Here is a 23,622-nt window from a genome sequence, read left to right on the forward strand (position 1 = left end):
CCGCAGGCCCGGCTGCTGTGTACTTGCCTTATCCATGCACAGCATCCGGCTTGGCATGGTCGGTTTTGCCCGCCATGCCGGCACAGGCGGCCAGCCTGCTGTCCAGCCAGCGCGGCTTGTGCTGCCGGTCTTCGGCCTGTTCCACGCGCCGAATGGCATTGCGCACCAGCATGGCGCCGCACCAGCGCAGCGGTTCGGGCGGGAAGTGGGCGAGCGGGCCGCGCACCAGCCCGCTGTCGGTCCAGGCATTGCGCTCGCCCAGCAGCAGCGAGGACAGGATGCGCCCACCCAGATGGGACTGCACCACGCCGTTGCCGGAGTAACCCAGCCCGTACAGCACCCGTTGATGGCCGGGAAGCCGGCCAAAAAAGGGAAAGCCGGTGGCGGAGCGATCTGACGCGCCAGTCCAGCTTTGCACTACCGGTGCCGTGGCCAGGCTGGGGAAAAGCCGTCCCATGGTGAGCTGCAAGGCTGCCGCATGACGGCTGGGCTGGTCGAAACAGGCTTGCATGCGGTTGCCAAAGGCAATGTGGTTGCCGCCCTTGCCCAGCATCAGCCGCCCGTCCGGCGTGCTGCGCCAGTAGTGGACGAAGGTGCGCAGGTCGCACACTGCCTGACCGCGCTCCAGCCCCAGTGTGCTGATTTCCCCGGGGCGGGCGTCGGTGATGATCATGTCGGATGAAACCAGCAGGATGCTGTTGGCAAAGGCAGGAAACTGTCCGGGCATGTCGGCGTTGAGCGCCAGCACGGCCTGGCTGGCTTCCACCTGGCCCTGCGCGGTATGAAGGATGACCTGCCCGTTCTCCTGCAGATGGGTCATGGCGCTGTGTTCATGCACCTGCACGCCCATTTCGCTGGCCACGCGCAGCAGTCCCCGCACCAGCTTGCCCGGTTGCAGGCTGCCGGCCGGCGCACTGTGGTAGCCGTCCTGCAGCAGGGCAGAGCCACTGAGCGCACGGGTTTGGGCCGGGGACAGGGCAGTCCAGCTGTTCAGGCCGTGTTCTTGCAGCATGGACAGTACCGGGGCCAGACGGCCGATTTGCGCCGGGTTGCTGGCGGCATACACGGCACCGCCCAGCCGGATGTCGGCGTCTATGGCGTGTTGCTGGCAAAAACTGGCGATGTCGGCTACGGCCTGTTCGGATGCCTGTACCAGTCGGCTGGCTTCGCTGTCACCAAACCAGCGGCGCAGCGAAGGGTACTTGGTGGACCAGGTCAGCATGCAGCCACCGTTGCGGCCGGAGGCACCGCTGCCGCAGCGGGCCTTTTCCAGTACCAGCACCTGCCAGTCCGGCCTGGCCTGCTTGCACATGATGGCGGTCCACAGGCCGGTGAATCCGCCGCCGACAATACAGACATCGGCACGCTGCCTGCCCTGTAGCGCGGGTCGTGGCGGGCTGCGCTCGGCGGCCAGCGCTTCGGCCAGCCAGTAGGGAAGCTGGCTCATGGGCGCTCACCCTTGGTCATTCTGGCGTCAATCAGCGCCAGCACCGCCGGTAGCTGGGCAATGGTATCCACCACATAATGCGCGCCTGCCGCCGTGAGCTGGCTGGCGGCCGGCTGACGACGGCTCTCCTGTTGTGCCGGGGAGAGTGCCAGCCATTCTTCTGCTGTAAGGCCAACCGCATTGCCGCTGGCCGACAGCCCCACGGTCCACATGCCGGCACTCAGGCCTTCGGCAATGCCGGGGACGGTGTCATCCACCTTGACGCAATGACGCACATCCTTCAGCGCCAGCGCCAGCACATTGGCCAGCGCCATCCACGGCCCCGGGCGGCCGCCTGCCGGCAGGTCATCAGTGGCCACGGTGTGGTCCGGCGCATAGCCTGCAGCCGCGGCCAGCGGCAGCAGGCGGTCCATCACCACACGCGGATAGCCGGAGCAGCTGCCAATCTTCAAACCACGGGCCCGCAACTGGTTGATGGTGTCGATGGCACCCGGAATCGGTGCCGAATATTCGCCCACCCGTTCCACCTGCAAGGGCATGAACTGCTGATACAGCCGGTCGACATCCGCATCCTGCATGGGGCTGCCAAAGCGCGCCTGCCAACGGGCGGCCACGTCCGGTAGCTGACCGAGCGCCTTGATGTGGTCCCACTTGGCCAGGCCCATGGGGATGCGTGCTTCGGCCATGCTTACCGCAATGCCCTGGGCAGCGAATACGTCGATCAGTACCTGGGTGGGGGCGAAAGAGCCGAAGTCCACCACGGTACCGGCCCAGTCGAAAATCACAGCTTCCAGATGTTGATAGCCTTGCATGTTCAGTTTCCTTGTGTGGTCCAGCCGAGTTCGCGGATGGTGGTGGTGATGGCGTGGCAGGCTTGTTCCAGTTCGGCCTGATCGATGGCGCCGATGCAACCGACGCGGAAGGTTTCCTGGCTGGTGAGCTTGCCGGGGTAGAGCACAAAGCCCTTGTTGCGCACGGCTTCGTACAGCTGGCCGAAGCGATAGTCCGGATGAGCGGGCGCGCGGAAGGTCAGGATGATGGGCGCTTGCCGTGCAGTGGGCAGAAACAGTTGCAGGCCTGCCTGTTGCAGCTGGTGTTGCAGAACGGCTGCATTGCGCTGGTAACGGGCCAGGCGTGCCGGCTGGCCGCCTTCGGCCAGGTATTGGTCCAGCGCCATGCGCAAGGCGGCCACCACATGGGTGGGCGGGGTGAAGCGCCACTGGCCGGTGGATTGCATGTATTCGTATTGCGCCAGCAGGTCCAGCGCCAGCGAGTGGCTGTTGCCGCGGCTGGCCAGCAGGCTGTCACGCCGCATGATGACAAAGCCCATGCCGGGCACGCCTTCCAGGCATTTGTTGCTGCTGGCAATCACCGCCTCGGCATGCAACTGGCCAACATCGATATCCAGTGCGCCAAAGCTGGACATGGCATCCACAATCAACTTGCGTCCTGCAGCGTGCACGATGGCGGCAATTTCACTCAGCGGGTTGAGGATGCCGGTACTGGTTTCGCAGTGAATCAGGCCGACATGGCTGATGGCCGGGTCTTCTTGCAGCAGCCGGGCCACCGTTGCCGGTTCCGGTACTTGATCATCCTCGGTTTCATACACGCTGAATGCGCGGCCCAGGGTGTGGGCAATCAGCGCCATGCGCTTGCCGTAGGCTCCGTTGATGAGGACCAGCAGTTTGCCGTCGCGTGGCAGCAGATTGGCAATGGCTGCTTCCACCGCATAAGTACCGGAGCCTTGCAGCGGGACGCAAACATGTTCGGCGGTGCCGTGGGCGATGGCCAGCAGGTCGCTGCATACGCTGGCGGTGAGGGTGTTGAAGTCATGGTCCCAGGAGCCCCAGTCCTTGAGCATGGCGGTTTTGGTGGCCAGGCTGGTGGTGAGCGGGCCGGGGGTCAGCAAGATGGGTTCACGCATGGTTTTTCCAGTGATCTAGATGTCTTTCGGAGGTCAGATAAACCGGGCAAGGCCCGGTGCAAGAGAATCAGCGTGTTGCCGCTTGGCGCCAGCGCTGGTGCTGCCGCAGCAAGGCATGGGACAGCACGGCAAACAGCAGGCAGACCACGGCGGCACTGGCCACGATCAGGGTGGCCATGGCGGCGGCGGCTGCGGTGTCGCCGGCATCATCCATGTTCAGCACCGCCACGGCGGCCAGTACGGTATCCGGGGTGTACAGGAAGATGACGGCCGATACCGTGGTCATGGCCGAAACAAAGAAGTAGCGGGCAATTTCCAGAATGGCGGGCAGGCAGGCGGGCACGGTGACACGCCACAGCGTCAGCCACAGCGGCACCTTGAGCGAGGCGGCCACCGGTTCGAAATCCGGGTCCAGCTGCGTCAGCGCGGTGCGTGCCGTCATGTGTGCCGTGGTGGTGTAATGCGCCACCGTGCACAGCACCAGAATGGCCATGCTGCCGTACAAGCCATGCAAGGGGTTGGCATCGCTATTGAAGAAGAAGATGTAACCCAGCCCCAGCACCAGGCCCGGCACCGCCATCGGCAGCATGGCAATTGCATGCAGCAAGCTGCCGCCCAGTCTGGCGCTGCGCAACTTGCAGCTGCTCCATGCACCCAGAAACACCAGGCTGCTGCCCAGTACCGCAGTGGCCAGCGCCATGCGCAGGCTGTTGCCGAATGCCAGCCAGCCGCCGCCATCCACCTGGTCGAAGTTGAAGTGCGCCAGGGTGAATGTCATCTGGTAGGGCCATTGCCGGATGAAGGCTGCGGCAATGGCGGTGCCCATCATCAGCAGCAGGCCCGCCCCGATCAGGCTGCAAAAGCCCAGTGCCAGCAGGCGCGCAGGCCAGCCGCGCAAGGCTTGCAAGGGTTGGGATTTGGCCGACAGTTGCGCTTGTTGTCGCCGTTGCAGGCCTTGGTCCAGCACAAAAGAGAGAACAGCCGGTAACAGCAGCAGCAAGCCGATGACCGCACCCTGGGCAAAGTTCTGCTGGCCGATCACCTGCTTGTACGCCTCCACCGCCAGCACCGGGAAGGCGCCGCCAATGATTTTGGGCACACCGAAGTCGGTGACGGTGAGGGTGAACACCAGCAGCGCAGCCGATATCACGCCGTAACGGCTGCCGGGCAGAGTAATGGTCAGGAACTGTCGCACCCGGCCTGCGCCCAGCGTGCCAGCAGCTTCATACAGCCGGGCATCGCCCACCGACAGTGCGGTGAGCAGGATCATCAGCGCATGCGGGAAGGTGTAAAAAGCTTCGCCCAGCACGATGCCGGTCAGCCCGTAGATGCTGCCGCCGGGCAGCCATTCTTTCAGCAAGCCCTGATTGCCGAACAGGTAAACCAGTGAAATGCCGGGCAGCAAGGACGGTGCCAGCAAGGGCAGCAACGCCAGCAAGCGGAACAGTCCGCGCATGGGCAGCTGCACCCGGCACAGCGCAGCGGCATAGCCATAGGCCAGCGGTACCACCAGCAGGGTGCTCAGCACTGCCACTTGCAGGCTGCCATTCATGGCACGCAGCAGCCCGGGCTGTGACAGCGTCTTGCTGATTTGCATGAAGCCGGCAAATTGCCCGTCGGCATCGGTCAGGGCCTTGCCCAGTATCGCCGCCAGCGGCAGCAGTACCGCCACCACCAGCACTGCCAGCAACAGCCACTGCAGCAGTCCGGCCAATGTTTCATCCGCGCTGGCGGCCAGGCGGCGGGAACGTCTCAGGATAGGCATGCGTGCTCCCCGCTGGCATCAAACAACTGGCAGCGTGCCAGCTTGAGCGATACGCCCAGCCTGCGTTGCGGGCCGGCATCCAGCAGTTCCAGCTGGCTGTGGCTGAGGTCGGCCTGGATACTGGCCCCGCCCCAGGCGGGCACCTGCAGATGCAGGCGGTAGATTGCACCAAGCAATTCGGTTTTGCCGACATCCGCCAGCACGGCATCGGTAGTGGCCGGCCATTGTGCATGCAGCACGATGTCTTCCGGGCGGATGAACACATCCAGCGCCTGTCCGTCCCCGCGCAAGTGGGGATGCGGCAGTTGCAGCAGCTGTTCGCCCAGGCGGATCTGGTCTGTGCCCAGCGCACGGGCGGGCAGGAAATTGCCCTGGCCGACAAAGCTGGCGACAAAGCGGGTAGCCGGGTTGCGGTACACCTCCAGCGGGCTGCCGCATTGTTCGATACAGCCTGCATTCATCACCACCACGCGATCGGCCATGGTGAGCGCTTCTTCCTGGTCGTGCGTCACCATGATGGTGGTGATGCCCAGCTTTTGTTGCAGACTGCGGATTTCCCGGCGCAGATGCTCGCGTACCCGGGCATCCAGTGCCGACAGCGGTTCATCCAGCAACAGCAGCGAGGGCGAAGTGGCCAGCGCGCGCGCCAGCGCCACCCGTTGCTGCTGGCCGCCGGACAGTTGGAACGGATACTTGCTGGCAATGCCGTCCAGGCCGATCAGGGCCAGTAACTCGCTCACCCGCCGCTGTTTGTCCTCGCGTCGGCCGGTCAGGCCGTAGGCGATATTGGCGGCGACATCCAGATTGGGAAACAGCGCATAGGACTGGAACACGATGCCGTAGTCGCGTCTGGCCGGGGGCAGCAAGGTGATATCACGTTCGCCCATGATGACCTGACCGGTGTCGGGCAGGTCCAGCCCGGCAATCTGGCGCAGCAAGGTGGTTTTGCCGCAGCCGGACGGGCCCAGCAGGCAGACGAACTCGCCCTTGTTGACGTTCAGGTCCAGCTGGTTCAGCACGGTGTGGCTGCCAAAGCGCTTGCTGATGCCGCGCAGTTGCAGATAGGGCCGGGTGGTAGCGTCTGCGGAGCCGCTTTGCTGTAGCAGGAAGGCAGGGTCAGGCTTCATGGCTGTGCTTTCAGGGCTTGGGCTGCAATCAGCCGGTAATGCTGCAAGGGCGGGGTGGCCAGTGCCGGAATCTTGGCTATGTCGTCGTGCTGCCGCAGGGCCAGGGCAGCCGCAGCGTGCGGGCGGCGCATGAAGCGCTCGGCTTCGGCCGCGGACATCGGCCCGCCCTGCAAGGCCAGTGACAGGCGCGAGGCGCTGGACAGGCTGTCCAGATAGCCCGCTTCGCTGTGGCACAGGTAACGCTTGGCGGCAACATGCAGGGCAATGGGCAGGCAGACATCCTCACCAAACAGGGTGGACAGCAGCTGTACGGCGACTGCCTCGTGGTGGTCGTCCACGCCATTGGCCACATCGTCATCGCCCTGTTCGCACACGATATGACCGATGTCATGCAACAGGGCCGCGGTGATCAGGCTGGCATCGGCACCGGACTGTTCGGCAGCCAGTGCGCTTTGCAAGGCATGCTCCAGCTGGCTGACGGCCTCGCCGCCATACAGGGCGGTGCCGCGGCGGGAGAGCAGCTCGAACACTTCATCCAGTGTCTGGAAAGCGGGATACATCACAGACAGACTCCATTAACAGGCCAGCCCCGCCGCACAAGGGCAGGGCTGGCGGGCCCCGGCACGGCTGTGCGCGGGGCCGATGAGCTTATTTCGCTTCGGATTTGGCGTCGTAGCGCTTGGTCCACTCTGCCAGAATGCGTTCGCGGTTCTGGGCGGACCAGTGCAGGTCCTGCTTCACCAGCCGTTTTTCATAATCGGCAGGAATCAGCGGGCTGGGTTTGGCAATGCCGGGCATGGCCACGATGGCGAAGTTCTTTTCATACAGCTCGTTGGCGGATTGCGAGGCCGACCAGTCCGCCAGCTTGCGCGCCGCGGCCAGGTTCTTGCTGCCCTTCATGATGGCAGTGGCTTCCAGGTCCCAGCCCAGGCCTTCCTTGGGGAAAATCACGTCAATCGGTGCGCCGCCTTCTTTCAGCTTGGCCGCACGGTATTCAAAGGAAATGCCGATGGGGAATTCGCCGGCGGCAGCCTGCTTGCACGGCTTGGAGCCGGAGTGGGTGTACTGGGCAATGTTCTGGTGCAGCTTGTCCATATAGGACCAGCCCTGTTTTTCGCCAAACAGGGTGAGCCAGGCGGCGACATCGAAATAGCCGGTGCCGCTGGAGGCCGGGTTGGGCATGACAATCTTGCCCTTGTACTGCGGCTTGAGCAGGTCTTTCCAGCTTTCCGGTTTGGCCAGGCCTTGCTTGGCGGCTTCCACGGTGTTGAAGCAAATGGCTGCACCCCACACGTCCATGCCTACCCAGGACGGGGTAGCGGCAGTATCAACATACTGGCGCGACAGTTTTTGCACGTTTTTCGGTGCATAAGGCTGCAACATGCCTTCTTTTTGCAGCAACAGCAGCGAGGACGCGGCCACGCCCATCACCACATCCGCCTGCGGGCGGGCTTTTTCTGCCAGCAGCTTGGCAGTGATGATGCCGGTGGAGTCTCGCACCCAGCGCAGTTTCACGTCCGGGTTTTCCTGCTCGAACTTTTGCTGATAGGCCTGCAACTGGTCGGCCTCCAGCGCGGTGTAAACGGTCAGCGTGGTCTCGGCAAACACGGTACAGCTGGCCAGCGCGAGGGCGGCGGCAATAAGGGAGCGATAAGCCTGCATGTTGATAGCCTTGCATCGGGTTGGTGGACGCAGTGCACTTTACGCAGGCAACATTACAGCCTGTTTACATCTAGACGTCTAGATGTCTTTGAGAGCAAAAAAACCACATGCCCGGCATAAAGGGATGGCAAGGCTTACAGGCTGTCCGGTGTTACTTCGACCTGAACGGTGTCACCACCAAAGCGGGTGATGCCGTATTCGATGGGCTGGCCGTCCGGGTCGGCGTAAACACTTTCCACATACAGGATGGGTTGCTGCTTGCCCTGCTGCAGGGCGGCGGCGACTTCCGGTCGCGGTAGTCGGGCACTGATACGGCTGAGGACGCGCTGGAAGGTGGTGATGCCCTTGCTGGCAAAAGCTTCGCTGGTGCTTTTGCTGTTGCGGTAGATATCAATGAAGCCGTCAAAGCGCGGCAGGGGGAAATACTGGGTACACACGCTCACCACCTTGCCATCGGCCAGGTCCAGCGACTCCACCCGCAGCACCTGGCTGCCGCTATCCACCTTCAGCAGTTCGGCCACCGTGGCCGTGGCCGGTTCGAAATGGCAGGACTGGATATCGACATCGCTGACCAGATGCTGGGCGGACAGGCTGTGGGAGAAACGGCTGCTCTTGCCCAGCCGGTAAGCGATGATTTCTTCCTGCACAAAGGTGCCGCGCCCACGCTCGATGCGCACCAGCCCCTTGTCTTGCAGGTTCTGGATGGCCTGTCGCACGGTATGGCGGTTGACCCCGAAGCGCTCTGCCAGTGCCTGCTCGTTGGGGAGTCGGCCAGTCAGGGTGCGCGACAGGATTTCCTGACTCAGCGTGGCATCGATTTGTAACCAGAGCGGGGTTCCGGCAGGGCGGTTAAGGCGCGTATTCATGGCAAGGGCATCAGGATTTTTTGCAGACAATAGCATGGCATCGCACAGTTGTCCTGCATGGTTTCCCGGCTTGTCACGACCATGCTGCGGCCTGACCAGAGGCGCTCGCATGCTGCGGTCGGCCTGTTTTCAACGGCGCGGCCCTGTCTTGCGGTGAGTCAGGCGACGCCAGCCCAGTACCAGGGCCGTGAGCGACAGTGCCACGCAAGCGAGACTGCCCGGCAGCATCCAGCCATCCCACAGCGGCCGGTGCCGCAGGATGGGCAGGTCCCAGTTGTGCAGCGCGCTGAACAGCCAGCGCAAGCTGCGCTGACCTTGCTTGACTTGCAGCACGGTGGTTCCGGTTTGCGGATTCACATACAGCCAGCTGGCGGCAGGGTCAGCCAGTTTGATGCGCCATACCGGCAGCGGGCGCTCGGCGCGGCTGATGCGCGGGCTGCTGTAGTAATAGTCGTCGTCCTGCTGCAGCAAATCCGCGGCGTGGATGGGAGTGGCATGTTGGGCACTGCGCACCGCAGCCAGCACGGCATCCTTGCTGAAGCCTGCTTGCTGTGGCGGACGATCCGACCCGGATGCAGCCAGTAGCCAGACACGGCCTTGTCTGTCCTCGGCTTGCAATTGCTGTTGCCCGCCCAGCTGAACCCAGTTCAGTTCCACCGCAGGCGCAGGCGATTTTGTTTGCAATTGCCCGGCAATCTGCGCCATCGGCAGCGCGGTGGCGACGGAGTCCAGGGCGGGCTGGCCATGCTGATGCGCTTTGCCATGACTGCCTTGCGGGCCAAACAGCTGCCATGGGTTGCCGGACAGAAAGCCGCTCAGGCACCAGGTAAAAGCCAGCAGGCCGGCAGACAAGCCCAGCCACAGATGCCAGCGCTGCCACAAGGCGCGGTAAGGGTTGCTGCTGCCATTGGGATAAGGGCGTTTGCCAAGCCAGGCCGGACGCCAGCGCCCCGCACCCAGCCACAGCCCGCTGCACACCGACAGCAAGGCAGCCAGCGCGCCCCAGGTAAGGATGGGCTTTCTGGCTTCCGCGAGGCCAATGGCATCCAGCGGACGCAGAAAATGCAGGTAACTGCCGCTCCAGAACAGGATGCGCTGCATGCGGGTGGTGGATTTGACCACCTCGCCACTGTGTTGCGAGATGGTGATTTCGTGCTGCTCGGCATCATCCAGCGCCACGCGATAAAACGGCCGGTAGGGGTCGTAGTTCATCATGGCGGTGCTGGCATCGCGCTCGAATGCGGCTTGCAAGCGGGCCTGCTGGCTGGCGGGCCACCAGTCGCGGGCAATCTGCACGGCCTGTGCCGGGGTGAGCGGGCGCAGCTGTCCATCCTGTGCGGATATGCGCAGGCGCTGGCCGGTGGTGTCGGTCACCAGCCAGACGGCTTCGCCTGCCTGCATGCTCAGCCGGGCGGTGGCTGGCTGGCGCGTGGTGGCGAGGCCGCTGCGCTGCCAGGCTTCGCTCAGGCTGAGCCAGTGTCCGGCTTCGGCCACCGGCAATGGCTGGCTGTGTGCCAGGCGCACATCGGGGCTGATGCCGGAAGGCCCGGCATAGATCATCATCAAGCCGGAAAAAGACCATAGCAGCAGCAACAGGCACAGGCTGATGCCCAGCCAGCGATGGGCGAGAAACAGCAGGCGCTTCATGCAGGTTCTTCCATGAAAACAGCGTGCGCTGCGAACAGCACACGCCGGATGGCTCAAGACAGGCCGGGGTCAGTAGTCGAATTTCAGCTGTGCATAGGTGGTGCGCTGCGGCATGGGGTGGTAGGCAAAGCTCTTGTAGTTGTTGAGATTGTCCACGCCCAGCGCCACGGTGAACTGGCGGTCCAGCTTGTAGCTGATGCGCGTGTCCATGATGAGATAGGCACTGTTGGCACCGTATACGCCGCCATTGATCACCGTGTTGCCCACATCCGAACTCTGGAAGCTGCTGTAGCGCGCGGCCAGCGAGTACGACAGCTTGTCGTTCTGGTGGTAGCTCAGCACCGCCGTGGCGCGCCATAGCGGAATGCCGGGGAAGGGTTTGCCCACCGAGGCCGGGTTATTGCTGTTGGCGCGGATTTGCGACTTGGCATAAGTGATGTTGCCGCTGAAATCCAGCCCGCGCAGGCCGATGTCGGTTTGCTCGAAGGCTACTTCCAGACCATTGGTGACGACCCGGTCAATGTTCTGGATATTGGTGACATTGGGGGTGACGGTGGTGTTGGTCTGCGACAGCAGGGCATCGCTCACTTGCTCGCGGAAGGCGGTCAGACGCAGGGTGCCGCCTTGCAGCTGGCGCGTGGCGGTGACTTCGCCGGTATCGGCCCGCTCGGCTTTCAGGTTGGGGTTGTTGTTGACGATGGTATTGCTGCTGGGCACCGAACCCTGGAACAGCTCGGCCACGGTCGGGGTGCGGTAGCCACGGCCATAGGCGGTGCGCAGCGACCATTTGTCGTTCAGGTCGAACACCACCGCGGCCTTGGGCGAGAAGAACTGCTGGCTGCGCGCCGGGTCATGGTAGGTGTTCTGGCCGCTGGTGGTGGCACCACCAAAGGCAGACCACCACTCGTAACGGCCACCGGCAATCAGCTGCACGCCGGGTTGCAGCCGCCAGGTATCCTGGGCAAACAGGGCGTGAATCTGGGTATTGCCGACAAAGGCGGCGGTCTGGCTGCCCTGCGTGCCGGACTGCCAGTCGCTGGTGGCATAGCTGTGGCTGTTCAGCGCGTAATGGTCGTAGTGGTAGCCAAAGCGCAGCTGGTGTGAGCTGGCCAGGCTGCCGCCGGGACGCCAGTCGCCTTTCAGGTCCACCGTCTGCCAGCCGGTGCCGGACAGGTCGGTAATGGTGCCGGCGCCGGTCAGCCCGGCAGTGGCGCTGCGCTGCCTGTCCTTGCTGAAATCATAAATGCTGATATTGCCCTGCCAGTCCCAGCTGCCGTCGGTGCTGGTCTTGAAGGACAGGGCGTTGAGCAGGTGTTCCTGCTGCTTTTTGCTGGGCTGGAAGGCATTGGCCAGATTGTATTTCTGACCGTCGATGCTGACGATGCCGGTGTAAACCGGATTACCGGCGGCATCGCGCAGATAGCTGTTGACCGACACGGTGGAATTGTTTTGCCAGTAGCCCAGCGTGTAGTTGAGTTTCAGCGTCGGGGTAAGGTCGTAGGACAGCTTGAAGTTGGCATTGTCCTGAATCGAATGCTCGGCACCGGTGGCTCCGACAATCAGCCGTTTGGCACCGGTGGTGTCCACATCGCTTACTGCACCGCTCACCGTGGTGGCCGCGCTGGCACCGGTGTACTTGTTGGGGTTGGCGGCAAAGGTGGCCGGGTGACCCAGGCTATCCAGATGCCCGGCTTCAATCATCCAGGCCAGCCGGTCCTCACGGCTGCCCAGCATGGCTTCATTCTTGCTGCCGGTGAAATGCTGGCTGGTCTTGTACTGGCTGAAGCTTTCGTCAAACAGGGTGCTGCTGGCATGGGCTTCGAATTTCTCCGGCATGCGTGTGCTCAGCACGATGACGCTGCCAATGGCGTTGCCCGGATATTCAGCCGAGAACGGGCCGTAAATGGCATTGACCTGGCTGATTTCGTCGGGGCTGACCAGGTTCCAGCGCGGCGGGTAGGCATAGCTGTTGCCCAGCAGGTTGGACAGCAGGATATCGTCGGCATAGAGCAGGGCACGGGCGCTGCTGGTCTGGCCCGAGGTGCGGGTGGCGATGATGCTGTTCTGGTCGCCAATGTAACGACGGCGTACCTGGACATCCGGCAGGTATTTCACCGTGTCTTCGGTGCTGGTGACATTGGTGGTCTGGGCAATCTTGTCGGCACGCATGCTGCTGGTGGTGGCGGGCAGGTTGTCCGGCAGGCTGCTGTCAGCCTGCGATTGCACGGTCACTTCGGCCAATTGCTTGTCGGTATTGTCGGCATGGGCCAGGCTGATCTGCCCCAGGGCCAGGGTGACGGCCAGTACCAGCCGGTTACGGGAAAACGCTGCGCAGTGTCTCATCAGGAAAGCTCGCTCTTGTTTTGATGACGTTAGATTTTGTTAAGCGGCGTGGATGATGCCCTGCCAGGCATGGGGCGGGAATGTGGCATTTTGTCGCAGCGGGGAACTTTGCCGGCTGCGGCAATTGGTCGCACGGGGGTGGGGTGAAATCCTGCTAAGGTTGCTCCCGCACTGGCAGCCGCATCGGCTTGCCTGGCAACAAGGGAGAGCGTAAGTGCAGGCGATGGTGCAGGTAAGGGGGCTTGGTAGCAGACAGGAAAGGCAGCACAGCCGGGCGGCTTGCGTGCTGGCGGTGTTGCTGCTGCATGCCGCCTTGGCCAACTGGCTGCTGGGCTTGCAGCAAACCCGGCCGGCACAGGCGCTGCCGACAAGGATGGTGGTGCAGATGCGCACTGCCCAGCCTGCCATATCACAAGCCGTGGCCAGACCATTGCCCACCAGAGCGCAGCCGCCGGTCCATTCGCCCCGGCCTGCCACACAGGCCAAACCAAGGGCTACGCAGCCGGTTTCCGCCACCCCCATGGCCTCTGCCCATCCGGCCGCGCCTGCTGTGTTGTCTGGCACGGCTACGGCCACCACTACCAGTTCGGTCAGCCCGGCTGCGGCAGCGCCTCAGGCTACGGCAGAGGCGCATTCTCCAGTCACAACCGAGGCGGGTTTTACCGCCGACTACCTGCACAACCCGGCACCGGTCTACCCGCCGTCCTCGCGGCGTAACGGTGAAGAGGGCAGGGTGTTGCTGCGAGTGCGTGTTTCGGCCGCCGGGCAGGCAGAAGCAGTGGACGTCCAGCATGGCAGCGGTTTTTCCCGGCTGGATGATGCGGCCAGGGAGGCGGTGGCCAACTGGCGCTTTACCCCGGCCCGGCGTGGTGCGCAGGCGATTGACTCCACCGTCATTGTTCCCATCACTTTTCGCCTTGGCCATTAAGCGCCGGGGCTGACTCATTGCAAGGAAACATCATGGATACACAACTGGGTCTGGTGCATTTCTGGCAGCAGGGGGATGCGGTATCCCACGTGCTGGCCATCTTGCTGGTATTGATGTCGATTGCCAGCTGGAGCCTGTTGCTGATCAAGCTGCTGGAGCAGTGGCGCTTGCGCCAGGCCCTGCGTCATGCGCTGCCAGCTTTCTGGCAGGCAAGCAGCAAGCAGGCTGCCCGGCAGGCACTGGCAGCACGGGACGGCAGCCAGTTGCTCAGCGGTATTGCACAGCAGGCCGACGAGGCTGCACAGGCCTACGCGGGCAAGTCCGGCCTGGGCCTGGGTGGCGAGCTGGATGCGGGTGAGTATCTGGGCCGCACCCTGCAACAGGCCTTGTTGCAAGCGCAGTCCCGGCTGGAGCAGGGCCTCACCGTGCTGGCTTCCATCGGTGCCACCGCGCCTTTCATCGGCCTGTTCGGTACGGTATGGGGGATTTATCACGCCCTGATCAATCTGTCCGGCCATGGCCAGATGAATATCGATCAGGTGGCCGGCCCGGTGGGCGAGGCGCTGATCATGACCGCCATCGGCCTGTTTGTCGCCATTCCGGCGGTACTGGCCTACAACGCCTGCACCCGCAGCAACCGCCTGATGCTGGCTGCACTGGAAGGCTTTGCCCATGGCCTGCATGCCTATCTGGTGGCCGGGGTACGCCAGCCCCAGTCCCAAACCATGCCCGGCGGCTCATTGCAGCCGCAGTCTGCCGGCAAGGGGGCTTGAGCAATGGCATTCCACGGCTTTTCGTCTTCAGGCCAGCATGGCCAGCCCATGGCCGAAATCAACACCACTCCGCTGGTGGATGTGATGCTGGTGTTGCTGGTGGTGTTCATGATTACCGCGCCCTTGTTTCATCAGGCAGTGGGCATTGACCTGCCCAGAACGGTGGCCACGCAGGACAAGCCACAAGAGAAAGTGTTGCACCTGAGCTTGGCACGCGACGGCAGCGTGACGCTGGATGGCAAGGCCATCAGCCAGGCGGCCCTCAGTCCACAACTGCAAGCTGCCAGTGTGGGGAATCCGGAGCTGCAACTGCAGGCGGATCAGGCCACGCCGTATCAGGCGGTCGCGGCGGTGATGGCACTGGCCCAGCAGGCCGGGGTCAACCGCATTGCCTTTGTCACCCAGCCGCAGGCGCATTGAAGCGCCTGGGCCAATGCCCGCCACCCAGCGCAGGGGGCGCGACAGTTGACACCCGCTTGCCTACCTGCCAACCTGCCGCCTTTGTTTCCACGCTTATTTTGCTGCCATGAAAATCACCAAAAATTCCGCCGTTACGCTGCGCATGAAAGTGACCGACGCCCAGGGTCAGGTTTACGACGATGGCAAGCATCCGGTTTCCTATCTGCATGGCGATTACGACAATCTGTTTGCCAAGCTGGAAGAAGCACTGGAAGGTCAGGAAGCCGGTTTCCAGACTGCACTGGAACTGGCATGCGAAGACGCCTTTGGCGAGCGTGACGAAGCGCTGGTCACCACCATGCCCAAGGCTGAATTCCCGCCCGGTATCAAGGTGGGTGGCCAGATCCAGCGCATGGGCCCGGACGGCCAGCCGCGCTATTACTTTGTCACCAAGATCAAAGGCCCTACCGTGCTGCTGGATGGCAACCATCCGCTGTGCGGCAAGGCGCTGCGCTTTGCCATTACCGTGCTGAGCGTGCGCGAGGCGACTGCCGAAGAAATCGCCCACCAGCATGTACATGGCGAACACGGCCATCAGCATTGATTGACGGAGTTTTCCCGCCCGCCTGACGGCTTGATATCAAGCTGTCACATGAAAAAAGCCCTGAATGTTCAGGGCTTTTTCTTGTCCGTTTGCCGGTATCCAGCCTGTCGCTGCACAGAGAGCGGGCCTCACAGCGCGCGCATGTATTTGAAGCGGATATCAATGAATTTGCGCCGCCAGTCAAACAGGTCGGTGAGTGACATATTGTAAGGCTTGATGACGCAGCCTTCCTGATGGGCCCGTACCGGGACGCGCCACAAATTGCCCATATCGATGTCTTCAATGAACAGCTTGTCACGCACACACTGGTCAAACACCGGTGTGCCGGGGAAGGGAATCAGCGTGCCAACCCAGTTGCGATCCAGTTGCAGCTCATCAATCATGTCCATGGTTTCCTGCAGCGTTTCATTGGTGTCTTCAGGAAAACCCATGATCCAGTTACCGGCCAGACTGACGCGATGCTTTTTCAAGTCTTCAACGACTTTATAAATCGTGTCGCGCTTCAAGCCTTTTTTGATGACGGTATTGCGGATGTATTCTGATCCGTGCTCGGGTGCCAGCAGGGCGGAGGTCATGCCTGCCGCCACCATGGCATCAATCACCTCGGTTTTCAGGCTGTTCATGCCCAGGCCACCGGCAGTGGTGAACTGGATATCCAGGCCACGGCGCAGGATTTCATTGCAGATGCCCAGAATATGCTTGTTGTCGACCGTCAGGTTGTCATCCATGAAGGTGAAGAAGCGCTGGTTCTTTTCATTGACCAGATACTCCAGCTCATCAACAAAGCGCTGCGGAGTACGACGACGGAGTTTTCTGCCTTGCACGATATACATGTCGCAGAATGTGCATTTGAACGGGCAGCCACGCTCGGAGATGACAGGAACGACATTCTTGATATCGTGCCCTTTGAAGTTGGAATAGCCGCTCAAATCCATCTCGAATTCGGTGAAATCAACCATGTCCCATGCCTGCATGGGGAGGTCTTCATAGTTGATCCACTCGCGTTCTTGATTGACATGCACCTTGCCATCCTGGTCGCGGAAGGCGAAAGACTTAATTTCTTTCAGATTACCCAGCTCACCCGCGGCCATTCTGTTGGCAATGGCGACCATTTGCGGCTCACCCTCACCCAGTGCGATGTAGTCGAAATCCGGGCAGTTTTTCAGGATTTCATGCGGGTAGGTGGTGGCATGAATTCCCCCGGTAATGATTTTCAGGTCCGGGTTGGTCTGCTTTACCGTACGCGCATAATCCATGGCGGTTTGCATGAAACCGGAAAACAGAAACGAGATGCCTACCAGGTCGGGGTTTTCCTGTTTGATGGTCTGGATGATACGGTCATGGCAGTAACGGGTGGGTTCTGCCTGTTGGTGGGTTCTTTTACTGTTCAGGTCCAGCAGGATGGGCTGATGACCTTCATTGCGCAATACCGCAGCCAGGCTGAGTAATGCGGCAGAGGGAAGAAAATCGTTACGCTTGATGGTCGGGTCATCAAGGTAGGGACAGATTAATAAAACCTTCATGATATTCTCCCCATCCGGATCGGGATGTTAATTTCTTTTGTTGTTCAACTATTTTTACTCCAATTTTCAATCCTACCTGTTTTGCCATGGCTAAGCCATATTAATAAAATGGTATTTGTCATAAGCTATCGATATTTATTGATAATAGCCATTTTGTATTTCACTGGCATGTCAAAAACCAGACCCTCCACACTGCGTCGGGTCTGGTTTTTCAGTCTGGCTGCCTGATCAGTGCAGGTTCTGCTGGAAGAAGCGGGTGATCCGGTCGAAGGGGATTTTGTCCATGCGGTCATACAAATCCACATGGTTGGTATTTTTCAGGATCAGCAGCTCCTTTGGTTCGGCAGCAGCCTGATAAATATCCTCGCTGAAATAGCGGGAGTGGGCATTGTCACCGGCAATCAGCAAGATCGGGCGCGGGGAGATTTCCTTGATATAGCTGAGCAGCGGCATGTTCATGAAGGAAAGCGCACTGGTGGCGGTAAAGGCGCCGCTGGAGTTCACCGAATTCTGGTGAAAGCCGCGGGCAGTACGGTAGTAGTCGAAAAACTCCTTCACGACCGGGTGCGGGTTGTCCGGCAGGGTTTCCGGCAGCAAACGCGCGGGCATCACCACCTTGCCGTCTGCGGCGATGTAGATGCCGTGGCTGCCTGCTGTCGGGTAGCCATTTTGTGCATCCTGCCAGCGTTGCTGGCTGAGCATGTCGAGAATCTTGCTGCGGTCCGCCGCCGACAGGGTGTCGCCCAGCCCCCTGGCCATTACCCGCGACATGTCATACATGGAGGTGGTGACCACGGCCTTGATGCGCTTGTCCACGGCTGCTGCATTCAGGCTCATGCCGCCAAAGCCGCAGATGCCGATCAGGCCGATTTTTTCCCGGTCCACCTCGGGCAGCAGTCCCAGATAATTCACCGCCGCGCTGAAGTCTTCGGTATTGATTTCCGGGGACGACACATTGCGCGGTTCACCACCGCTCTCGCCGGTGTAGGACGGGTCGAACGCCAGGGTCACAAAACCGCGCTCTGCCATGGTTTGTGCATACAGGCCGGATGATTGTTCTTTCACGGCACCAAACGGGCCGCTGACGGCAAGGGCGGCCAGTTTCTGCTGGCCCCGGTTTTTCGGCAGGTAGAGGTCGGCGGCCAGGGTAATGCCGTAGCGATTGCGGAAGCTCACCTTGCGGTGATCGACCTTGCTGCTTTGCGGGAAGGTTTTGTCCCATTCCTGGGTCAGATGAAGCATGTTTTCTCCAGAGGATGTGCTGCTTGCTGCCTGTGCAGGCAGGGCGCTGATGAACAAGGCCGTGCAGGCGAGCAGGGCGGATTGCAAGAAGGCTTTGCGCGTGAGTTGCATGGTGTGACTCCTGAGTGAAGGCATGGCGTGCAAGAGGGCAGGTTTTCCTGCCACGTGTTGCTGCGTATTGTTCAGGAGGTGTGGCGCAGGCCGGTACATGAATCCTCGGCATTTCTTGCCCAATCCTCTGGTGGCGGGTGCCGGATGCCGGTGTGCAGTCTGTATGGACTGCAAGCAGGCTGTGCCTTGGCTTCAGCAAATACCCATGAAAAAAGCCCTGAATGTTCAGGGCTGCAGATGATTGAAAAATAAGCGGAGTGATGGCGAATCAGCGTGGAATCCGCACTGCGTCTTCGTTGAAATCGCCTTTGGCGGCACCGCTGTGGCAGGCCTGGCAATTGGCGGCACTGCCAACGGCTTTGCGCTTCCAGATTGCGGGGCTGATTTCATCATGCTTGCGCACAAACCAGCCGGTGCTGGTGATGCGCGGTGGCTCACCCTTGCTGTTGCTGTAGTCCGGGCCATTGCTGGCGGCTGCCATGCTCAGGTAGCTGCGGATGATTTTTTCGTCCTCGGCAGTGAGCGTGGCATTGACGCCATAGTGGTTCTGCAAATTATCCATCTGCTTTTTCCAGGCCGATGCCGGCAGCAAACCGGGCGGGTAGGCCATATGGCAGCTGCCGCACTCGGTTTTCCATACGGCAGGTGCTTGTGCCAGGTTGCGGCCCAGTTGTTTCGGTCGTTTACCTTCGTGGTGTTCCCCCTCATCGGCCATGCTCAGGCCAGCTCCCAGAGCAATGCACGCCACTACAGCGGCTAATAAAAGTTTGTTCATGACCGGCTCCTTATTTCACGCTGCTCAAATAGGTCAGGAAATCGCCTTTTTCCAGCGCTGTGCATTCACGTTTGAATACATCATCGCAATTGCGGCGGAACCATTTTTCCACTTTCTTGTTATCGCTAAAGCGGCTGGGTGTCACAGAAGTAGCCATTGGCTCAATACTGCGAAATGCCGGTGTTTTACCAGGCTGGCGTGGGTCGGCAGAATGACAGCTGGCGCAACTGATATTTTTGCCATTTTGCACGGTCTCCCGATAATAAAGCGCCTTGCCGCGCTCGGCGGAAAATCCGTTGAAAGCGGGATTGGCTTGTTTTGCTTGTGCGGCATATTCACTCAAGATGGCCGGTGCTGCATGGCTATATGTACTGGCCAGGGCCATGGCCAGGATAATGACGTTGCGCATGATGCTCTCCTGATATCCGGGAGCTTTTACCTTAAAAGCCAAAGCTTAATGCAGGATTAATTCATGGCTAAATCATTGATAATGAAACTGATTATTATTTGTTGTCTGCTGAATTAATTCAGGGTTAAGTTTCCGGCGGCACAGTAAATACCGTATGGCGGATTGCAAGGAGAACATCATGCGGAATTTACAGCGCTTTCACGTTTATCACTGGTTGCTGGCCGGTTTCTTTGTCGTGGCTTATCTGAGCGGAGACGACGCAGGCCTGGGTCATGCTTGGCTGGGTTATGGCTTGCTGCTACTGCTGTTGTTCCGGCTGGCCACCGTGCTGACCGGCAGCCGAGGTTTTCCCCGCTTGCGCCCTGTTGCAGGTGCCGCTACCGGGGGCTGGTCCGCAGCCATCTGGGGCAAGGGGCTGATCTGGAGCATGCTGCTGGCCTTTGTGCTTTTACTGGTGACGGGGGTGTTGATGGTAGACAACGCCGCCGTGGTGGACGCCGGTTTGCAACTGGTTCTGCCTGTGGCGATGGCTACTTCCATCAGCCAGTTGCTGGCAGGTTGGCCGCAATGGGATGCCGCGCAGTGGCATGAGCAGATTGCCAGCCTGAGCCTGGTGCTGATTGCCCTGCATATCGGCTGCTTGTTGTGTTTCCGGCTACCCATGGTGCGCTGGATGCTGGGGCTGGCCAGCCAGGGCAAGGCGGCACCGGACCAGGCTGCAGGTCACGCATTACCGCAGCCCGTTCCATACCGCCTGACGGTAAGCCGCTTGCGACCGGAAACAGCGGATACGCTCAGCATCGAACTGGCTTTGCCTGCTGCCTTGCAGCCATTGTTTTGTTTTCAGCCGGGGCAGTTTGTGAGCATTGGCGTGGAGGTGGATGGTGCGTGCTTGTGGCGCTGTTATTCCATTACCAGCCAGCCGGGAGAATCGACGCTGTCCATCACCGTCAAGCGGGTGCCGGGTGGCAAGGTTTCCGGCTATCTGCACGATGCCATGCAGGTGGGCATGACGCTGTTGGTGCTGCCGCCTGCGGGTAGCTTCCGTCCGCGCAGCCCGGCTGCGGATTTACTGCTGCTGGCCGGTGGCAGTGGCATCACTCCGCTTTATGCCATCCTGCGTCATGCCTTGCAGCAGGGCAGTGGCCGGGTGCGGCTGGTCTACGTCAGCCAGCAGTCGGACAGCGTCATCTTTGGCCCGGCCCTGGCCGCCTTGCAAGCACGCTATCCTGACCGGCTGTCGCTGACCCTGCACCTTTCCGCAAGCCAGGGACGCCTGGATGCCGCCGGGCTGACCACATTGCTGGCCGACGGCTGCCATGGCGAGGTTTTACTGTGCGGGCCGGAGGGCCTGCTGCAACTGGCGCAAGGCTGCCTGTTGCAACTGGGTGTGCCTGCATCCGCCATCCAGCAAGAGCGTTTTGGCCCGGCCGCTGCGCCGCTTGCTGACGGTGGCAATGCTGTTTCGGCGCAGATTACCCTGCACGGAAAACAGCATGCCATACTGCTGACACGGGGCAGCACGCTGCTGAATGCGCTGGAAGGGCAGGGGGTGCAGCCGCCCAGCCACTGTCGCGCCGGTGTATGCGGCACTTGCCGCTGCAAGGTCAGCCATGGCCGGGTAAGCATGCAGAGCAATCAGGTACTGACCGCCGAAGAGGTGGCATCCGGCTGGGCCTTGGCCTGTCAGGCCGAGCCCCTGGACAGTACGCTGCATGTATCGTTCGACGAGCCAGTGCCTGCTGCGCGTGCGCCAACCGCTGTCATCAGGAGTGTTGCGTGGGGAAAAAACAAAGTCTGATTCATGCCGTCTTGCTGCTGCCGCCGGTATTTGCCTTGCTGCTGTGGAGTGTGCAGCAAGTCCGGGACATTGCCTTGCCGGTGACCGGGCTGTTGTTGCTGTCTGCCATACCAGCCTTGTTGATGTTGTTGTCCGAGGCGGTCAGTGCCTTGCGGCGCAAGACGCTGGGGGTGGATCTGCTGGCCTTGCTGGCCATTGGCGGTGCCATGTGGCTGGACCAGGCGCTGACTGCGGCCATCATCGCTGCGATGGCAGCTACCGGGCGCTGGCTGGATGACTACGCGGCTGGCCATGCCGAACGGGAAATGAGCAGCCTGCTGGCCAAGGCACCGCGCCATGCCAACCGTCTGGAAGGCGGGCAGCAGCAGCGCGTGCCGCTGGATGCAGTACAGCCGGGGGACTGCCTGTTGGTGAAGGCGGGTGAAGTCATCCCGGTGGATGGCCGGCTGGACGATGCGCTGGCAGTACTGGATGAATCCACGCTCACCGGCGAGGCGGTCCCGGTTACCGTGCATGCTGCTGCCTTGCTGCGTAGTGGCAGCCTCAATGCGGGTGATGCCTTTCGCATGACTGCTACCGCCACCGCGGCATCCAGTACCTTCAGCGGCATTGTCCGCATGGTGGAGCAGGTGGGCCGTGCCAAGGCTCCGGTGATGCGGCTGGCAGACCGCTATGCCTTCTGGTTCATTCCGCTGGCCCTGTTGCTGGCGGGTGGGGCCTGGCTGGTCAGTGGCGATGTATTGCGTGCCCTGGCCGTGCTGGTGGTGGCGACACCTTGTCCCTTGCTGCTGGCGGTGCCGGTGGCGATGATTTCCGGCATTTCGCAGTGTGCTGGCCGTGGTGTGCTGGTGAAAAGCAGTGAAGTGCTGGAGGCGCTGGCGCGCGCCACGCTGCTGTTTTTCGACAAGACCGGCACGCTGACCGGTGGCAAGGCCAGGCTGGTGGCCATTCATGTGCCGGATGGCGCAGCAACCGACGATGTATTGCGGCTGGCCGCCGCGCTGGACCAGATGTCCAACCATGTAATGGCCACCGCAGTGGTGCAGGCGGCGCATGAACGCGGCCTGGGCAAGCTGCCGTTGCCGACGGCGGTCAACGAGGTGGCCGGTGCCGGGCTGAGCGGCGAGCTGGAAGGCCGGCGCGTGGTGCTGGGCAGTCTGGCTTATGTCAGCAGCCAGCTGCCGTCCTTGTCGCCCTGGGCGCAGTCCTTGCAGGCAAGGCTGGATATGGAAGGGGCCAGCGTGGTGTATGTTGCCTGCGATGGCGTATTGCTGGGTGCGCTGGAACTGGCCGACCGCTTGCGGCTGGAAACCCCGCGTGCGCTGCGCATGCTCAAGCGCTGCGGTGTCAGCCATATCGCCATGCTGTCCGGTGACCGGCAGGATGTGGCCGAGGCGATTGGCCACGGCATTGGCGTGGACGAAGTGTTTGCCGGTTTGCAACCGCAAGACAAGCTGGCCCACATCCATCAGGCCAGAGCGCGCGGTGTCACGCTGATGGTGGGGGATGGCGTCAACGACGCTCCCGCCTTGCGTGCGGCCGATGTCGGCGTGGCAATGGGTGCGCAAGGGGCTGCAGCCGCCGCGGAAAGTGCAGGGGTGGTGCTACTCAACGACCGGCTGGACCGGCTGGCCGAAACGGTGATGGTGGCCCAGCGCAGCATGGCGATTGCCCGCCAGTCGGCGGTGGCCGGCATGGGTCTTTCGCTGCTGGCCATGCTGGCCGCCGCGCTGGGCTGGCTGCCACCGGTATACGGTGCGGTGTTGCAAGAGCTGATCGACGTGGCGGTGATCGTGAATGCGCTGCGCGCCCTGTCGCCACCTGCCGGTCTGGGCCAGCAGCAGAAACTGACGGTGGAAACCGTGGCGCAACTGAACGAGGAACATGCGCTGCTCAACCCGCTATTGCAGCAACTGGCAGCACTGGCACGCGCCGTCCCGCAACTGGAGCACAGCCAGTTGCGGGCCGAACTGGACCAGTTGCAAACCCTGCTGCACGAGCGCCTGCTACCGCATGAGCAAAAGGAAGAAGGGCAGCTTTACCCGGCCATGGCGCGGCTGTTGGGCGGCGAGGACCCGCTGGCCGCACTCAGTCGCAGTCATCAGGAAATATTCCGCCAGTCGCGCCGCCTGACCATGCAGATAGAGGCCTTGCCGGTACCCGCCTCGCCGCTGGAATTACAGGAGTTGCAACGCACCCTGTACAGCCTGGACACCATTTTGCAGCTGCATTTTGCCCAGGAAGACGAGCTGTACCAGAGCATGAGCTGAACGCTC

The 23,622-nt window shown here is 61.7% G+C and carries 20 protein-coding genes; 6 read left to right on the forward strand and 14 right to left on the reverse strand.

The window, feature by feature from the left end:
• Positions 1 to 28: 28 nt before the first annotated feature.
• The 10 genes from ACE3SE_RS03550 to ACE3SE_RS03595 all read right to left on the reverse strand — a co-directional run bounded on the left by ACE3SE_RS03550 (position 29) and on the right by ACE3SE_RS03595 (position 12,781).
• On the reverse strand, positions 29 to 1,447 hold the full coding sequence (locus ACE3SE_RS03550; protein ID WP_374553926.1) for an FAD-dependent oxidoreductase: 1,419 nt from the start codon (positions 1,445 to 1,447) through the stop codon (positions 29 to 31).
• Positions 1,444 to 2,259, reverse strand: coding sequence for a phosphonoacetaldehyde hydrolase (gene phnX, locus ACE3SE_RS03555; RefSeq protein ID WP_045848504.1), 816 nt, complete (start codon positions 2,257 to 2,259; stop codon positions 1,444 to 1,446). Before phnX ends, ACE3SE_RS03550 begins: the two co-directional genes overlap by 4 nt.
• A gap of 2 nt (positions 2,260 to 2,261) precedes the next feature.
• Positions 2,262 to 3,371, reverse strand: coding sequence for a 2-aminoethylphosphonate--pyruvate transaminase (locus ACE3SE_RS03560; protein ID WP_374553927.1), 1,110 nt, complete (start codon positions 3,369 to 3,371; stop codon positions 2,262 to 2,264).
• Positions 3,372 to 3,438: 67 nt separating this feature from the next.
• Positions 3,439 to 5,136, reverse strand: coding sequence for a putative 2-aminoethylphosphonate ABC transporter permease subunit (locus tag ACE3SE_RS03565; protein ID WP_374553928.1), 1,698 nt, complete (start codon positions 5,134 to 5,136; stop codon positions 3,439 to 3,441).
• Complete coding sequence (locus ACE3SE_RS03570) at positions 5,124 to 6,263, reverse strand: putative 2-aminoethylphosphonate ABC transporter ATP-binding protein (protein ID WP_374553929.1); 1,140 nt, start codon at positions 6,261 to 6,263, stop codon at positions 5,124 to 5,126. The genes ACE3SE_RS03565 and ACE3SE_RS03570 overlap by 13 nt, the downstream gene beginning before the upstream one ends.
• Positions 6,260 to 6,823 (reverse strand): phosphonate degradation HD-domain oxygenase, encoded by a 564-nt coding sequence (locus ACE3SE_RS03575; RefSeq protein ID WP_374554048.1) that lies wholly within the window; start codon positions 6,821 to 6,823, stop codon positions 6,260 to 6,262. Before ACE3SE_RS03575 ends, ACE3SE_RS03570 begins: the two co-directional genes overlap by 4 nt.
• 88 nt (positions 6,824 to 6,911) lie before the next feature.
• Entirely contained in the window at positions 6,912 to 7,925 is a 1,014-nt protein-coding gene (locus tag ACE3SE_RS03580; RefSeq protein WP_374553930.1) for a putative 2-aminoethylphosphonate ABC transporter substrate-binding protein, read from the reverse strand.
• 134 nt (positions 7,926 to 8,059) lie between these two features.
• Positions 8,060 to 8,791 (reverse strand): phosphonate metabolism transcriptional regulator PhnF, encoded by a 732-nt coding sequence (phnF, locus tag ACE3SE_RS03585; RefSeq protein ID WP_165494085.1) that lies wholly within the window; start codon positions 8,789 to 8,791, stop codon positions 8,060 to 8,062.
• A gap of 129 nt (positions 8,792 to 8,920) precedes the next feature.
• Entirely contained in the window at positions 8,921 to 10,438 is a 1,518-nt protein-coding gene (locus tag ACE3SE_RS03590; protein ID WP_374553931.1) for a PepSY domain-containing protein, read from the reverse strand.
• Between the two features lie 69 nt (positions 10,439 to 10,507).
• A complete protein-coding gene (locus ACE3SE_RS03595) occupies positions 10,508 to 12,781 on the reverse strand; it encodes a TonB-dependent receptor (protein WP_374553932.1) in 2,274 nt (757 codons plus the stop codon).
• A gap of 223 nt (positions 12,782 to 13,004) precedes the next feature.
• Between ACE3SE_RS03595 and ACE3SE_RS03600 the strand changes: the two genes are divergently transcribed.
• The 4 genes from ACE3SE_RS03600 to ACE3SE_RS03615 all read left to right on the forward strand — a co-directional run bounded on the left by ACE3SE_RS03600 (position 13,005) and on the right by ACE3SE_RS03615 (position 15,485).
• Entirely contained in the window at positions 13,005 to 13,709 is a 705-nt protein-coding gene (locus tag ACE3SE_RS03600) for an energy transducer TonB (protein WP_374554049.1), read from the forward strand.
• Positions 13,710 to 13,741: 32 nt separating this feature from the next.
• On the forward strand, positions 13,742 to 14,482 hold the full coding sequence (locus ACE3SE_RS03605; protein WP_374553933.1) for a MotA/TolQ/ExbB proton channel family protein: 741 nt from the start codon (positions 13,742 to 13,744) through the stop codon (positions 14,480 to 14,482).
• A gap of 48 nt (positions 14,483 to 14,530) precedes the next feature.
• Positions 14,531 to 14,902, forward strand: a complete 372-nt coding sequence (locus tag ACE3SE_RS03610; protein WP_374553934.1) for an ExbD/TolR family protein — start codon at positions 14,531 to 14,533, stop codon at positions 14,900 to 14,902.
• A 106-nt stretch (positions 14,903 to 15,008) separates the two neighbouring features.
• Entirely contained in the window at positions 15,009 to 15,485 is a 477-nt protein-coding gene (locus ACE3SE_RS03615) for an FKBP-type peptidyl-prolyl cis-trans isomerase (protein WP_045848513.1), read from the forward strand.
• A gap of 128 nt (positions 15,486 to 15,613) precedes the next feature.
• Here ACE3SE_RS03615 and ACE3SE_RS03620 read toward each other — a convergent pair whose 3' ends face one another.
• The 4 genes from ACE3SE_RS03620 to ACE3SE_RS03635 all read right to left on the reverse strand — a co-directional run bounded on the left by ACE3SE_RS03620 (position 15,614) and on the right by ACE3SE_RS03635 (position 19,545).
• Positions 15,614 to 17,008 (reverse strand): B12-binding domain-containing radical SAM protein, encoded by a 1,395-nt coding sequence (locus ACE3SE_RS03620; RefSeq protein ID WP_131354660.1) that lies wholly within the window; start codon positions 17,006 to 17,008, stop codon positions 15,614 to 15,616.
• Positions 17,009 to 17,236: 228 nt separating this feature from the next.
• The gene (locus ACE3SE_RS03625) at positions 17,237 to 18,361 is read right to left on the reverse strand and encodes an alpha/beta hydrolase (RefSeq protein ID WP_374553935.1); all 1,125 of its coding nucleotides are present in this window, start codon (positions 18,359 to 18,361) and stop codon (positions 17,237 to 17,239) included.
• Positions 18,362 to 18,629: 268 nt separating this feature from the next.
• Entirely contained in the window at positions 18,630 to 19,136 is a 507-nt protein-coding gene (locus ACE3SE_RS03630; protein ID WP_374553936.1) for a diheme cytochrome c, read from the reverse strand.
• 10 nt (positions 19,137 to 19,146) lie between these two features.
• Positions 19,147 to 19,545 (reverse strand): DUF1924 domain-containing protein, encoded by a 399-nt coding sequence (locus ACE3SE_RS03635; protein WP_131354650.1) that lies wholly within the window; start codon positions 19,543 to 19,545, stop codon positions 19,147 to 19,149.
• Between the two features lie 178 nt (positions 19,546 to 19,723).
• Between ACE3SE_RS03635 and ACE3SE_RS03640 the strand changes: the two genes are divergently transcribed.
• Together ACE3SE_RS03640 and ACE3SE_RS03645 are read left to right on the forward strand one after the other, a co-directional pair.
• The gene (locus ACE3SE_RS03640) at positions 19,724 to 21,346 is read left to right on the forward strand and encodes a 2Fe-2S iron-sulfur cluster-binding protein (RefSeq protein ID WP_374553937.1); all 1,623 of its coding nucleotides are present in this window, start codon (positions 19,724 to 19,726) and stop codon (positions 21,344 to 21,346) included.
• A complete protein-coding gene (locus ACE3SE_RS03645; RefSeq protein ID WP_374553938.1) occupies positions 21,325 to 23,616 on the forward strand; it encodes a heavy metal translocating P-type ATPase in 2,292 nt (763 codons plus the stop codon). Before ACE3SE_RS03640 ends, ACE3SE_RS03645 begins: the two co-directional genes overlap by 22 nt.
• Positions 23,617 to 23,622: the final 6 nt, after the last annotated feature.

This window comes from Aquitalea pelogenes, from assembly GCF_041914625.1.
Classification (GTDB): Bacteria; Pseudomonadota; Gammaproteobacteria; order Burkholderiales; family Chromobacteriaceae; genus Aquitalea; species Aquitalea pelogenes.